13 protein-coding genes are annotated in these 13,926 nt (G+C 70.7%); 3 read left to right on the top strand and 10 right to left on the bottom strand.

The features are described from left to right. Positions 1–345: 345 nt before the first annotated feature. Entirely contained in the window at positions 346–1,587 is a 1,242-nt protein-coding gene (locus ACWGJB_RS03200; RefSeq protein WP_453378540.1) for an integrase core domain-containing protein, read from the bottom strand. 361 nt (positions 1,588–1,948) lie between these two features. Here ACWGJB_RS03200 and ACWGJB_RS03195 point away from each other — a divergent pair, with 361 nt between their 5' ends. After that, the gene (locus tag ACWGJB_RS03195) at positions 1,949–2,584 is read left to right on the top strand and encodes a nucleotide-binding protein (RefSeq protein WP_453378539.1); all 636 of its coding nucleotides are present in this window, start codon (positions 1,949–1,951) and stop codon (positions 2,582–2,584) included. A gap of 738 nt (positions 2,585–3,322) precedes the next feature. Here ACWGJB_RS03195 and ACWGJB_RS03190 read toward each other — a convergent pair. Further along, positions 3,323–3,637 carry a hypothetical protein gene (locus tag ACWGJB_RS03190; RefSeq protein WP_453378538.1) on the bottom strand — a complete coding sequence of 105 codons (315 nt, stop codon included), beginning with the start codon at positions 3,635–3,637 and terminating at the stop codon, positions 3,323–3,325. Next, on the bottom strand, positions 3,634–5,349 hold the full coding sequence (locus ACWGJB_RS03185) for an MFS transporter (RefSeq protein WP_453378537.1): 1,716 nt from the start codon (positions 5,347–5,349) through the stop codon (positions 3,634–3,636). Before ACWGJB_RS03185 ends, ACWGJB_RS03190 begins: the two co-directional genes overlap by 4 nt. Before the next feature lie 68 nt (positions 5,350–5,417). Here ACWGJB_RS03185 and ACWGJB_RS03180 point away from each other — a divergent pair, with 68 nt between their 5' ends. Beyond that, the gene (locus ACWGJB_RS03180; RefSeq protein ID WP_360474509.1) at positions 5,418–5,906 is read left to right on the top strand and encodes a MarR family winged helix-turn-helix transcriptional regulator; all 489 of its coding nucleotides are present in this window, start codon (positions 5,418–5,420) and stop codon (positions 5,904–5,906) included. An 83-nt stretch (positions 5,907–5,989) separates the two neighbouring features. Here ACWGJB_RS03180 and ACWGJB_RS03175 read toward each other — a convergent pair whose 3' ends face one another. The 7 genes from ACWGJB_RS03175 to ACWGJB_RS03145 are packed head-to-tail and all read right to left on the bottom strand — an operon-like array spanning position 5,990 to position 12,830. Continuing rightward, the gene (locus ACWGJB_RS03175) at positions 5,990–7,126 is read right to left on the bottom strand and encodes an alpha/beta hydrolase family protein (RefSeq protein ID WP_453378536.1); all 1,137 of its coding nucleotides are present in this window, start codon (positions 7,124–7,126) and stop codon (positions 5,990–5,992) included. Beyond that, a complete protein-coding gene (locus ACWGJB_RS03170) occupies positions 7,119–8,699 on the bottom strand; it encodes a class I adenylate-forming enzyme family protein (RefSeq protein WP_453378535.1) in 1,581 nt (526 codons plus the stop codon). Before ACWGJB_RS03170 ends, ACWGJB_RS03175 begins: the two co-directional genes overlap by 8 nt. Next, positions 8,663–9,616: an aromatase/cyclase gene (locus tag ACWGJB_RS03165; protein WP_453378534.1), complete on the bottom strand. Its 954-nt coding sequence runs from the start codon at positions 9,614–9,616 to the stop codon at positions 8,663–8,665. The genes ACWGJB_RS03170 and ACWGJB_RS03165 overlap by 37 nt, the downstream gene beginning before the upstream one ends. After that, complete coding sequence (locus tag ACWGJB_RS03160; RefSeq protein ID WP_360474497.1) at positions 9,613–9,870, bottom strand: acyl carrier protein; 258 nt, start codon at positions 9,868–9,870, stop codon at positions 9,613–9,615. Before ACWGJB_RS03160 ends, ACWGJB_RS03165 begins: the two co-directional genes overlap by 4 nt. Positions 9,871–9,880: 10 nt before the next feature. After that, complete coding sequence (locus tag ACWGJB_RS03155; RefSeq protein ID WP_453378533.1) at positions 9,881–11,122, bottom strand: ketosynthase chain-length factor; 1,242 nt, start codon at positions 11,120–11,122, stop codon at positions 9,881–9,883. Then, entirely contained in the window at positions 11,119–12,390 is a 1,272-nt protein-coding gene (locus tag ACWGJB_RS03150; RefSeq protein WP_453378532.1) for a beta-ketoacyl-[acyl-carrier-protein] synthase family protein, read from the bottom strand. The genes ACWGJB_RS03155 and ACWGJB_RS03150 overlap by 4 nt, the downstream gene beginning before the upstream one ends. 14 nt (positions 12,391–12,404) lie before the next feature. After that, entirely contained in the window at positions 12,405–12,830 is a 426-nt protein-coding gene (locus tag ACWGJB_RS03145) for a nuclear transport factor 2 family protein (RefSeq protein ID WP_360474488.1), read from the bottom strand. Between the two features lie 147 nt (positions 12,831–12,977). Between ACWGJB_RS03145 and fabG the strand changes: the two genes are divergently transcribed. Continuing rightward, positions 12,978–13,778 carry a 3-oxoacyl-ACP reductase FabG gene (gene fabG / locus ACWGJB_RS03140; protein ID WP_453378531.1) on the top strand — a complete coding sequence of 267 codons (801 nt, stop codon included), beginning with the start codon at positions 12,978–12,980 and terminating at the stop codon, positions 13,776–13,778. The last annotated feature ends 148 nt before the right edge of the window (positions 13,779–13,926 follow it).

Here is a 13,926-nt window from a genome sequence, read left to right as displayed (position 1 = left end):
CGTCTCCGGCTACGACCTGCTCGCCTCCCGCGGCCAGGCCTGTAGGGTTCCAGAAGTGACGTACAGCATCTGACCAGGCACTTTGCGACTCCTGGCGATCATGACAGGCTCGGACCGCAGGGCACTGCGCATGCTCTACCCGGTCTTGCTCCGACTTCTCGGACTGTTCCTGCTGCCCTGCCGCTCGCAGCAGACCAAGGACGCCGAGCTGCTCGCGCTGCGCCACGAGAACGCGGTGCTGTGCCGCCAGCTCGGCGTCCGGCCACACCTCGCCTGGCCGGACCGCGCCGTGCTCGCCCGGCACCTGCCCTCCCTGCTGCGCCGATACCTTTGGGGCTCGGAAAGTCATCGCCGCAGGTCAAGTGGCGTACCGGTACTCGTTGATGGCGCCACCGAGGATGCGGGTGCGCAGAGTCTGTGGCCGTCGAGGTCGTGGACGGTGGCGGGCTGCCCGGAAGAGTGAGGGGGTCGTTGATCTCGGGCCCGGTGAGGTCGGTGCGTGTTGTAGCGGTGTTCGAAGTCGGCCAGGACTTGCCGGGCGTGGGCCTCGTTCATGAGCAGGACGTGATCGAGCGCCTCGCGGCGGACGGTGCCGATCACCCGCTTGCAGTGCGCGTTCATCCGGGGCGCCCGTGACGCGCTGAGCAGCACCTCCATGTCCTCGGCTTCGAAGACGGCGTCGAAGGACGGGTCGTACTTGGCGTCGCGGTCGCGCAGCACGAAGCGCAGCGACTCCATGCGCATGTCGAGTTGGTCTGCCAGATTGCGGGCCTGTTGCGTCGCCCAGGCCAGAGGGGGGGCGGGCGGTGCGGCCGCGGCCGGACCGGCGTGGCGCCGGTCGGCGGTGATCTTCGTGTCCCGGTCGCGGATCAGGTGAGTGGAGCCTGATGCGCGGTGGCCGAGTTGCCAGAGCAGTTGGCGGGGTTGCTGGGTGGCCCAGGCGGCGGTCGGGTGCGCGGTGACGCCCAGGATGTGGACGGTTCGGGTGCGGACCTCCATGACGAACAGCGCGTACAGCCGCTGCAGGCTGATGGTGTCGACGTGGAAGTAGTGGGTGGCGAGCAGGGCGTGGGCCTGGGCCTTGAGGAAGGTGGTCCACTCACCGTGCACCGGATGTCGGCGCGGGGTCGGCCTGAGGCCGGCGGTGCGCAGGATGCGGCGGACGGTGGCCGGGCTGACCTTGTGCCCGAGGCGGCGGAGTTCGCCGTGAACGCGTCGGAAGCCCCATCGTGGGTTCTCGGCGCCGAGCCGGATGATCAGGTCGTGCAGCTTGTCGGGTATCGGTGGGCGTCCCGGTGAGGCGGGTTGTGTCCACTTGTTCTTGATCAGACGTTGGTGCCAGGCCAGGAGGGTGCGCGGGGAGACGAGCCGATGCCGGCGTAGTGCCCGCGGGAGGAGCCGGGTGAAGGCGGTGAGTGGTGCCCGGTCGGGCCAGGTGGGTATGGGGGCCGCGACCTGCCGACGCAGTGACGCGATCTCGTGTCGCAGGATCGGTATCTCGGCCTCCTTCACCGCGGAGGATCGGGAGAGCAGGACCAGCCACGCGAAGATCCGCGTGGCGATCAGGTAGAGCATTCGTACGAGCACAACGTCCGATGGTGCCCGATCGGCCCGCGGAGCGTCGTCCCAGGTCACAGGCTGTGCAGCCCTTCTGACGCGGTACGGGTTTTCGGCACCCGCAAGGCCAGGCGCAGCAGCACGACAGATCATGATGCCGTCAGCGTCTGTGCGCGTGAAGACACCGGAGTTGTCGGTGAGCGCGGCCTGAGGAATCAGTCGATCAAGGCCACCACCTGGGTGGATGATTAACCGGCACCCGCATCCTTCGGTCCTTGCGGCTTCCGTACTGGCCCATACGAATGATTCGCCGGCGCCGGAGGGTGAACGACGGCACTGTGTGCCCCGAGTCGGCGGCCGGGCGGCCGCTCGCGACCATACGTTGACTCATGTGCCGCTGAGCTACGCCTTTGTGAACCTGAAGCCCGGGGTGGGAAAGACGACCAGCGCAGTCTGGTTGGCCCACGCGCTTCACGAGTCGGGTCTCCCACCGCTGCTGGTCGACAGCGACCCCGCTTCCTCCGCGCTGCGCTGGAGCGAATTGGCAGGTGGCTTCCCGTTTCCTGTGGTCGCTCTTCCGGTGGGCGATGTGCACCGGCGCGTGAACGACTTCCTGGGCGACCGGCAGGCCGTCGTATTCGACGCTCCGCAACTGGAGGACCACGCGCACATCGCCCGCAGCATCATGAGGTACGCAGGCGAATGGATCGTGCCGGTGACTCCAGCTCCCATCGAGCTGGATCGCATGGCGCCCATCGGTGGCGAGATGGGTGACGTACAGTCCTTGCGCGTCCAGCCGGCCCACGCCGCCGTTCTGCTGAACCGAACAAATCGTGCCGAAGCCACGCGTACCGGCCCTGACGCCGACGCCCGCGAAGCTCTCACCGAGCGGGGATTCGACGTGTTGTCCACCCACATTCCGCGGCTCGACTTGTACGCCCAGTCATTCGGAAGTCCGGTGGAGGTCAAAGGCTCGGCGTACATGGACCTCGCGGACGAGCTCATCAAGCGACAGGACAAGGCATGAATCAGCGGAAGGACACCTACCGAGCCGCATTGCAGCGCGGACCGGACGCCGTCGTACCGCGTCCTGTCAAAGTCACTCAGCTGCACACCCGATACGTGCGGGTGACCATCGAGCTCGACTCCGGCTTGCCGCGTGACCTCGTGCAATGGGCGGGGTCAACGGTGTCCGCGATGGTGCGGGCCGGCGCCGCTGCCCTGCGACCCCCGAGAAGCGCCCCGTAAACCGGGTGACGCAGTCGTGCGTGAACCGGCCTCCGCTCGCCCACTGGCCTGACTGCGTCGGGTGATCTCGCTGGTTGGCGGAGGCCCGGAAATTTGCGCCCGCTGGATGCCGGTTCTCATGGGGAGGCAGCGAGGGCACCCCGCGGATCTTGGAGCTTGAGCCGCTCCTGCGCGAGTACGAGCGTATCGTCAGCGATCAACTCGCCCTTCGGACACAAACCATGAACACCACTTTGTGCGGGTCGAGCCGAGTCTCGGCCCGCACAAGCTGTTGTGCGGGGTGGTCAGGTCTCGTGGCCGAGGCGACGCTGTCGACATGGATTGCTGTCCTCCACCGACCCAGGGCTGTCCGGGTAGCTGATCCCGGCACGGCGACGGCGGGCTCTTCGCCCTCGCTGAGCGGCTGTTCGCCGACTGGGCGGAACCCCGCTCCGGCCGGGTGGCCGCCACCGGATCAGGGCGCGGCCCCGGATCCGGCCGTTGACGGGCTGGATCCGGGGGCCTGGTGCGATGGTGGTCAGGCGATCTGCAGTAACCGCGGGACGATCACCTGTCGGACGTGGTCCTGGACGGTCTGCATCGGGATGCGCTGCGCTTCGAGGACCACGGTGCCGTGCGGAGCGGCGTGCTGACGCACCGGCGGACGGGACTCCCACTCGACGCCGCTGCCGACCAGGACGGCGATGAACCGGCCGGTATCCAGCAGTGAGAAGGCCTCCTCATCGCGGGTCACGCCGACCGCGTTGAAGCCGTTTGCCTCGATGATGTCAGTGGAGGCGTCGACCAGATGCCGCTCGCGGCCGAGTACCAGGACGTTCTTCTCGTTGCTCATGCCGTCACCTCGGTGGGCTCGGTGCTCACGGCGGCCGTGTCGGCGGGCCGCGAGTGCTTGGGCAGGGTCAGGAAGCCGGCGGCGGCGATCACCAGGATGCCGGCGTCCAGTAGCAGGACGGTCCGGAAGCCCGAGGAGTAGCTGACCGAGTCGGCGCGGGCGATGGCCTCGCCGAACGCGGCGGCGGCCTTCGGGTCGCTCTTCAGGCAGCTGGCCGGGACTTTGCTCGGGTCGACCGAGTCGGCGCGCTCCCGCACGCAGGTGCGGAAGTCGCCGAGCAGCTGGTCCTGGGAGGCGACGCCGGCACCGCTGAGGGCGGACTTCAGTACCGGGGTGGCCTCGGCGGTGGCGTCGCCGGCCGAGGTGCCGACCTGGGCGAAGAAGATCACGCCGGTCAGGGCCACGCCGAGCGCCATGCCGAGCTGCTGGACGGTGTTCAGCAGGCCGGAGGCGTTGCCCGCCTGCTCACCGGGGACCTGGCCGAGCAGCAGATCCAGGGTCGGCGCGACGATCAGGCCGAAGCCGATTCCGGAGACGACGTGCACCGGGATGATCTGCCAGGACGCCAGGCTGTGGCCGTAGTGGGCGACCAGGACGGCGAAGGCGATGAAGCCGATCGCGTTGACGATGCCGCCGGCCACCAACACGTTGCGGCCGAACTTGGGGACCAGCTTGTCGGGGGCGTTGCCGGCGCCGATGCCGACACCGATGGCGAAGGTGGCGGCGGTCAGGCCGGCGTGCATCGGCGTCCAGCCGAGGCCCTGCTGCAGGAAGAGCGTCCAGACGAAGAAGAAGCCGCCGACCGCGATCCAGAACAGGAACCACATCGCCATGCCGACCGAGAACGACCGGGAGCGGAACACCCCGAACTCGACCAGTGCGGAGCCGACCTTGGCGAAGCGGCGCCTCTCGTAGGCGAGGAAGACCGCGAGCAGCACGAGGGCACCGGCGAGCATGCCGTAGGTCCAGGCCGGCCAGCCCAGGCGGCGGCCCTCGGTGAGCGGGTAGACCAGCAGCACCACGGCGGCGAGGGCCAGCGGCATGCCGAGCAGGTCGAGCTTGGGGCGCTGCGGGGCGCGGGACTCGCGGATCACCAGGGCGCCGGCGATCAGCGCGGCGATCCCGACCGGGACGTTGACCAGGAAGATCGGGCGCCACTCCCAGCCGAAGAGGTCCCACTGCACGAGCAGCCCGCCGAGGGCGAGGCCGAAGACGGCCGAGGAGCCGGTGACAGCGCCGAAGACGGCGACCGCCTTGCCCCGCTCCCTTGGCGGGAAGACCACGTGCAGGATCGCCAGGATCTGGGTGACCATCAGGCCGGCCGCAGCACCCTGGAGGAACCGGGAGACGATCAGCATCTCGGGATTGACCGCGACGCCGCACAGCAGTGAGGCGACGGTGAAGCCGGCCATGCCGATCAGGAAGACGCGCTTGCGTCCGAAGATGTCGCCGAGCCGGCCGCTGAGGATCAGCAGAGCGGCGAAGGAGAGCACGTACGCCGCGATCACCCACTCGATCTGGGCGTAGTCGGCGTGCAGGTCGCGCTGGATGCTCGGGACGGTGACGTTGACGACCGTCGTGTCGACCAGGTCCATGAATCCTGCGATCAGGACGACCGCGAAGGCCAGCCGGCGCTTCGGGTCGGGTGCGGCGCCACCCGGAGTTTCCTGCGGCGGGGCGCCGGGCGTGGTTGCGGAGATGTCTTGAGTCACGGAGACCAGTATGCACTTCGAGTGACTATCCCTCAAGGTGATAATTCAGCGGGGGTATCATGGTGCCCGTGAGTACCCAATTGCTGTTCGACCACCCCGCCTGCGTGATGACCCACCTCAGCGCCCACGTGCAGGAGCAACTAGTCGACGTGCTCGCGCCGCTGGGCATCCACCCCCGCCAGTTCGGCCTGCTCAACCTGCTGATCGAGGAGGACGGCCTCAGTCAGCACCAGCTCGCCGGCCCGCTGAACGTGCACCGCAACGTGATGGTCGGCCTGGTCGACGAGTTGGAGCGGCGCGGACTGGTGGAACGCCGCCGGCATCCCACCGACCGCCGCGCCCACGCCGTCCACGTGCTCCCGGCCGGCCGCAGCCTGCACGCCGACGCCGAGGCCCTGGTCAGCGGCTTCGAGGACCGGCTGCTCGGCGGGCTGGAGCCGGACGAGGCGCAGACCTTCGTCACCCTGCTCAAGCGGGTCTTCATGCACGCCGGACTCGACCACGACCTGCACCCCGGACTCGTCGCGTCCGGTCCGTCCCTCACCGAGCGCCGCTGACGTCACCGGTTCGCGGGCCCGGTGGTGCCCGGACGAACGCGAAGGGCCTGCCCGGCGGATCGCCGGACAAGCCCTTCTCCCGGTCAGGCGCGGCCGGTCAGCCGGTCGGTGACCAGGTCGGCGGTGCGCAGGGTGTAGGAGTTGATCAGGTTGAGGCTGGTGTGCGCCTCCCTGGGGTGCACCTCCAGCGTGTGCCGGCCCGACCAAGCCCTGTCGAGGTCGTACAGCCCCTCGATCGGGAAGATGTCGTCCAGCGCGCCGGACACGCTCAGCACCTCGGTGGCGGGCGCCGGACCGGGCTCGATCGCCAGCTCGTCGAAGCGCGGCTGCAGACCGGTGCCCGGCCCGACGTCGAAGGCGAACCGGAAGTTGTCCTTGAGCCGACGCGGCAGGCCGTCGAACTTGGCGAGCGCGGGCCCGCCGCCGAAGTTGACGACGCACCGGAAGTGCTCGCCGAGTTCCCGGGCCACCCGCAGCGCCAGGTAGCCGCCGAAGCTGATGCCGGCGAAGGCCAGCCTGTCGGCGGCGATCCCCGGCTCGCTGCGCAGCTTCTGCAGCAACTCGGCGACCACCCGCTCCATCTCGACCAGCACCGGGGTGCGTCCCAGCCGCAACCCCTGGCCCGGTCCTTCGAAGAGCACCGCGGCGATGCCGCGCTCCAGATAGGCCTCGGCCAGCGCCACCACCTCGACCTCGGTGGCCGAGTCCAGGCCGTTCGAGAGCACCACCGCGGGCAGCGGCTCGCCCGATGCGCGCATTGCCTCGGTGCGCAGCACCCAGTAGCCCGCGCCGGTGCCGGGCAGCGACCCCTCGGTGACCTCGAGGTCGGTGCCCGCCAGACTGCCCAGAAAGCAGTCCCGGATGCGCTGCCGCAACCGCTGCTTGACGACCCGGTCGTCGAAGTACTGGAACTCCGCCCAGTGGTAGGCCGCCGCGGCGCCGCGCAGTGCGCGGCCGCGTCCGGCCACCGTGCCGGATCCCTCGGCGAGGGCGGTGTAGCCCTCGGCCCGGGCGGTCCAGCGCTCGCGCCAGAGGTTCCAGAACCCGGCGGAGGCGAGGTCCAGGTCGTCGGCGGGGAAGTCGTCCAGGGCCGCCGCGATGTCGCCCCAGTGCACCTGTGGGGCGTAGCGCGCGTTGAGGAACATCAGCCGCGGGAAGAGGTAGCCGAGCGCCCGGTACACGTGCTCGGGCACCCGAAGGCGCTCCGTGGTCTCATTCATCGGAGCCGCCCTTCAGCAGCACGACCCGGGCCGGGTCGACGGCGGCGGCCACCTCGCCGCGCATGATCTTGCCGTTGGCGCTGCGGGCGAACGGCTCGGGGGTGGCCCAGATCCGGTCCGGCCACTTCTCCGGTGCCAGCGCGCCACGCAGTTCGGCGGTGACCAGCTCGCGCAGCTCCTCGTCGCCGCGCAGGCCGATCGGACCGCACAGGCAGGCGACCGGCAGCTCGTGCGGGCCGTTCGGGTTCGGCAGGCCTGCCAGCACCACCTCGTCCGCGCCCGGCGTGCCGGCCAGCACCGCCTCGATCTCCTCGGGGTAGATGCGGTGGCCGTTCTCGCTGAGCAGTACCCCGGCGAGCCGGCCCTTGAGGACCAGGTCGCCGTCGGGGCTCCACTCGGCGAGATCGCCGGTGCGCAGCCACCCGCCGACCGGCTGGACCACACCGGTGGCGACGTCCACGTAGCCCTCCATCACCGAGTCACCGCGGACCAGGATCTCGCCGACGCCGTCCGGGTGGCCGGCCACCGGCTCCAGGCGCACCTCCAGGGAGTCGTCGGGCCGGCCGATGCAGTAGACGTGCTTGAGGTAGCGCGCCTCGGCATGACCCTGCTCGGCCAGGAAGCAGAACGGGCCGTAGGTCTCGGTCAGCCCGTAGCCCTGGATCCAGTCGCAGCGCGCCAGTTCGCGGCCCTGTTCGAGCACCGCCCGGGGAACGGCAGCCCCGCCGTAGGAGACCACCCGCAGACAGGACAGATCGTCCTCGCCCGAGGCCGCCGCGGACACGAACTGCTTGAGCGCCACCGGGCGCAGCGCCAGGTGCGTGGCCCGGTGGCGGGCCACCTGGGCCGGCCACTGCCCGGGGTCCGGGGTCTCCGGGAAGACCACGGTGCCGTCGTGCAGCAGCGCACCGAAGGTGTTGATCACACCGGTGGTGTTGTTCATCAGGCCGGTCATGAAGATCCGGGCGGTCGGGCTGTAGCCCATGGTGCGGGTGACCCAGCCGATCCGGGCGCAGATGTGCGCCTCACTGATGCTGATCGCCTTCGGCCTGCCGGTGGTACCACTGGTGAACAGCACCAGGAAGTGCTCCACCGGTTCGGGGTGGAGCAGTTCCGCCTCCGCCTCGGGCGCCTCGCCGGTGGGCAACGGCAGCTCCACTACGGTGGCGCAGCGCTCACGCAGCACGTCCAGTCCGGCCCGGTCGCGCTTGAAGTGCAGCACCACGTCGGGCTCGGCGGCGTCCGCGATGGACAGCCATTCGGACAGCGCCGCCGCGTGCAGGCCGTACGGCATCAGCAGGTGCAGACCGAGCGAGCTGGCCGCGGCGAGGAAGAACACCGCCTCCGGCCCGTGGTCGAGCAGCGCCAGCACCCGCCGGCCCGGGACCAGGCCTCGATCGAGGAGTTCGGCCTGGGCCCGGGCCACCTCGTTGCGGACCTGGCGCCGGGTCAGCGAGCGTTCGCCCGCTACCATGCACACCCGGTCGGGCTCGGCGTCCGGCGCGAGGGCGAGGCCGGCCAGCTTCCGCGTCGGGTTCATCGGCGCCGCACCACCGATGCCGCGTACGCGCACGACGCCTCCATGGTGGCTCGGCTGTTGGCGCCCAGGGTGTCGCGGACGTGCGCGCATGCCTGCTCGAAGGTGGTGCCCGCGCCGAGTGTGACCGGAACCGCGGCCGGGTCGACCGCCACGGTGTGGTGGGAGACGATCGCGGTGCCGCCGGCTGACTTCTCGAACTCCCACAGACCGCTGTGCCCGGACAGCAGGGCGGGCAGCACGGTCTGCTTGTAGGAGATCCGCTCGCCGGGCACGCACAGCCGGATCGAAGCGGTGGTGTGGGTGCGGCCGTCGGAGGTGAGGGTGTCCATCTCCATCACCTGCACGCCCGCCGGGTCCTCGGTGAGGTCGACCCGGCCGACGTGCGGCAGGCGCTCGGGCCACAGGTCGCAGCGGTGCACGAAGTCGTACACGTCGGCCGGGTCCGCGCCGGGCGCCACCACCCGGTCGCTGAAGGAGAAGACCAACTGGTCCAGCGGATGCGGGCGTTCGGCGAAGTCGCCGAGCGCGGTCAGCTCCTCGACGCTGTTGCGGTCCACCGCCCGGGCGATCCACTCGAGCGCCTGAGGGTCGTCGTCCACGGCGCTGAAGGCGTGGGTCAGCACGATCCGGGTCCGGCGGTCGTCGGCCGGGCGGAAGGACCAGTCGCCGGACATCGCGGCGACCGGCGCGGTGGACTGGTCCTGCCGGAAGGAGATCCGCAGGGCCCGGGGGTCCAGGGAGCGGCGGGAGGTCCAGGTCGCCATCGTGCCGTTGGTCCGCGCCCACAGCTCGATCCGCTCGTCGGCGCCGTGCTGCTCGATCTGCCGGGCCCGCACGCACGGACCGAGCAGCACCGGCCAGCGGCTGACGTCCGCGACCAGCGCGTACAGCCGGTCGGCGGGGGCGCGCACCACCCTGCTGTGCTCCATCTCTCGGGTGAGCGGGCTCATGCGGCCGCGGCCTCCTTCGCGGAGCGGACCAGTTCGGCCAGCTCGCGTGGTGTGCGGGCGCCGAAGAGCAGTTCGTCCGGTATCAACACGCCGAACTCGCTCTCGATCGCGGTGGCGGTCTCCATCAGGGCCAGCGACTCGTAGCCGAGCGCGTCGAAGGAGGTGTCGGCGAAGTCGGCCTCGGAGACCCCGGATTCGGAGGCGCCGGCGCTGGCGACGATGACACGGCGGATTTCGTCCACGGTGATGTTCACAACTGTCTCCTCAGGCAAGGTCGTTGGTGGCATCGGCGTCCCAGGCGCGGACGACGACAGCCGAGTTGAAGCCCCACAGGCCGCGGGCGACCACGAGCACGGTGCGCACGTTCGCCTCTCGGGCCCGGTCGCGGACCAGGTCGATGCCGTACTCGGCGGGCACCTCGCGGGTGCCGGCGGTGGGCGGGATCACGCTGTCGCGGATCGCCAGCAGGGCGATGGCGGCGTCCAGCGAGCCACCGCCCGCGTAGGTGCGGCCGGACGCGGCCTTCGGCGCGGTCACCGGCACCGAGCCTGGGCCGAACACCTCGCGCAGCGCGTCCGCCTCAGCGCGGTCCAGCTCGGGCACACCGACCGCGTCGGCGAGGACCAGGTCGACCTGATCGGCTGTCACCCGGGCGTCGGCGAGCGCCGCCTCGATGGTGCGGCGCAGCGCCGGTGGACGGCCGGAGCCCGGCGCGGGGTCGAAGCCGCTGGCGTAGCCGGCGATCTCGCCGAGGATGTCCGGGGCGCCGCGACGCAGCGCCGCCTCGGAGTCCTCCAGCACCAGCAGCGCGCCGCCCTCGCCGGGGACGTAACCGTCGGCTTCCCGGTCGAAGGGCAGGTAGGCGCGGCCCGGATCGGTGCTGGTGGACAGCCGGTGGCTGGCGATCTGCGAGGCCCATCCCCAGGGGTCGAGCGCGGAGTCGACGCCGCCCGCGACCACGAGCGGGGTGCCGCGGCGCACGGTCCGCCGGGCATGGCCGATCGCGTCCAGGCCGCCGGCCTGCTCGGTGACCAGGGCGCTGGAGGGGCCGCGCATGCCGTGCCGGATGGAGATCTGACCGGTGTTCACCGCGTAGAACCAGGCGAAGGATTCGTAGACGCTGACCGTCTGCGGGCCTCGGGTCCACAGCTTGTGGAACTCCCGGTGGGTGAACTCGAAGCCGCCGAGGGCGTTGGCGGTGACCACGCCCATGTCATAGTCGACCAGACTGGCCGGGTCGACCTTGGCGTCCTCCAGCGCCCAGCCGGCCGCGACCAGCGCGTACCGGGTGGAGACGTCGGTCTGCGGGAGCAGCCGGTCCGGCAGGTGGTCGGCGACGTCGAACCCGCGGATCTCGCCGGCCAGCTTGGCCGGGTACTTCGTCACGTCGAACCGGGTGAGCTCGGCGAGGCCGTGCCGGCCCTCCCGGGTGGCGGCCCAGAAGTCCTGGGTGCCGAGGCCGTTGGCGGCGAGCGCGCCGATGCCGGTGACTACGGTCCTGGTCATTCCTTCTCCCCGGTCGGGTGCTGCAACACCATCGCGGTCTGGAAGCCGCCGAAGCCGCTGCCGACCGTCAGCACGGTCCGCACGTCCAGTTCGCGCGCGGTCAGCGGCACATAGTCGAGGTCGCACTCGGGGTCGGCCTCGTGCAGGTTGGCGGTGGGCGGCACCACGCCGTTCTTGATGGCGAGCGCGCAGGCGGCGATCTCCACCGAGCCGATGGCGCCCAGCGAGTGGCCGACCATCGACTTGATCGAGCTGACCGGCGTGCGATACGCGTGGTCGCCGAGGGCGCGCTTGACCGCGGCGGTCTCGTGCCGGTCGTTCTGCTTGGTGCCGGAGCCGTGGGCGTTGATGTAGTCCACGGCGGTCGGGTTGACGCGGGCCTGGTCCAAGGCGACCCGGATCGCCTCGGCCATCTCCCGGCCGTCCGGCTTGAGGCCGGTCATGTGGTAGGCGTTGCAGCGGGTGCCGTAGCCGGAGACCTCGGCGTAGACCGGGGCGCCGCGGCGCCGCGCCGACTCGAGCGTCTCCAGGACGAACATCGCGGCGCCCTCGGCGAGCACGAAGCCGGTGCGGGAGCGGTCGAACGGGCGGGAAGCGGTCTCCGGCTCGTCGTTGCGGGCGGTGGTCGCCTTGATTGCGTCGAAGCAGGCCACCACGATCGGGGTGATCGGGGTATCGGTGGCGCCCGCCACGATGACGTCGGCGGAGCCCTCCTGGATCAGCTGCAGGGCGTGGCCGACCGCGTCCAGGCCCGAGGTGCAGCCGTTGGAGACCAGCGACACCGGTCCCTCCGCGCCGACCTGCCACGCCACCTCGGCCGGCATCACGCTCGGCGCCAGGTAGTCGAACATGTGCGGCGACAGCCACTCCTCGCTGTCCACCAGCCAGTCGCGGCCGGAGTCGGACAGCACCAGGTACTCGCGCTCCAGGCTGCTCGCCGCGGCCACCGCGCTGCCCAGGGTGACTCCGATTCGCGCCGGGTCGATGCCCGCGAAGTCCAGGCCGCTGTCCCGTACGGCCTCCTGGGCACAGACCACGGCGAACTGGGTGGCCCGGTCCATGCGGCGGATCTCCCGCTGGCTCAGGCCCTCCCACACCGGATCGAAGTCGGCCTCGCCCGCGATCTGCGACCGGTAGGACGACGGGTCGAAGAAGCTGATCCGCCGGGTCGCGGTACGGCCTGCGGTGAGCAGGTCCCAGAACTCCTTGCTGCCCCGGCTGCCCGGAGCACGCACGCCGATGCCGGTGATGACCACTCGTCGGCTCATCACAACCACCTCTCTCAGAAACCGTCGTGGTCGACGAGCCGCTCCTGGTTGTGCAGCCGCCCGTCCTCGCGGACCAGGACGTCGCGCACCACGCAACTGCGGACCATCTCCGGACCGTTGCCCGGCCGGGTGGTCAGCACCAGCGCGTAGCAGGTACTGCGGAGCCTGCCGTCCGCCAGTCGCTCGACGTCGACCATCGTGAACATGTGGCGCCGCTGCTGCGGATCGGCGGTGAACCGCTCGCGCACCTCATAAAGGTCGGACAGGATGCCGGCCCGGGTGCGCGCCGGCTCACGGCCGGGCGTGTGGCCGAACACCGCGTCCTCGGTGAAGGTGGCGGCGTACTCCTCCACCTTGCCCGCGTCCAGCGCCTGCATCTGGCGCGCGTAGTACTGAAGAACCTCTGCGTACAACTCGGCGCTGATGCCGGTCGACTCCATCTCCTCGGACTCCTTCACGCGGCCGTTGAATGCGCTCAGTCTTCAATCGCGTCCAAGAGCCGTGGTCGAGGCAGGCTCAACGCCCGCGCCGCGGGGCTGGAGCGGGGCTCGACCGGGGCGCGAGCCGCCGCGGCGACGGTGGTGTGCATGAACACATCCACTTCCACCGAAACCGAGCGCAGGGTCGCGCTGGTCACCGGTGCCACCAGCGGCATAGGCCACGAGATCGCCCGTACGTTGGCCCGCCAGGGCTACGCCGTCTACCTGTGCGCCCGCACCGGCAAGACCCTCGAGGACACCCTCGCCGAGCTGCGCGCCGAGGGCCTGGACGTCGACGGCAGCACCTGCGACGTCACGTCGTCCGAGCAGGTGCGGGCGCTGGTCGCCGCCACCGTCGAGCGCTACGGGCGGCTCGACGTGCTGGTCAACAACGCCGGCCGGCCGGGCGGTGGCGCCACCGCCGAGGTCCCCGACGAGCTGTGGCTCGACGTCATCAACACCAACCTGAACAGCGTCTTCCTGGTCACCAAGGCGGCGCTGACCGACGGCGGCATGCTGGAGCGGGGTACCGGACGGATCGTCAACATCGCCTCGACCGGGGGCAAGCAGGGCGTGGTGCACGCCGCGCCCTACACCGCCTCCAAGCACGGCGTGGTCGGTTTCTCCAAGTCCCTGGGCCTGGAGCTGGCCAGGACCGGCATCACCGTCAACGCGGTCTGCCCGGGCTTCGTGGAGACCCCGATGGCCGAGCGGGTGCGCGAGCACTACGCCGGGATCTGGGGTGTGGACGAGCAGGAGGCGCACAGCCGGATCACCACCCGGGTGCCGCTCGGCCGCTACGTGGAGCCGAGCGAGGTGGCCGCGATGGTCTCCTACCTGGTCTCCCCGGGCGCCGCGGCGGTCACCGCACAGGCGCTGAACGTCTGCGGCGGCCTGGGCAACTACTGATCGCCCCTGCCCGTCCTTCTGCGTTCTTCCGTTCTTCTCCGTCCTTCTCCATGTACGACTCAGGGCGGGGGGGGGGGGGCCGCCGGGGGGGGGGGGGGGGGGGGGGTGGGGTCTCGCGGGTGCGGGTCTGTATAAAAGTGTTCGATCC

Source organism: Streptomyces sp. NPDC054813, assembly GCF_053611365.1.
The sequence above is the reverse complement of the archived record's forward strand: the minus strand, read 5'-3'. Positions and strand labels throughout refer to the sequence as shown.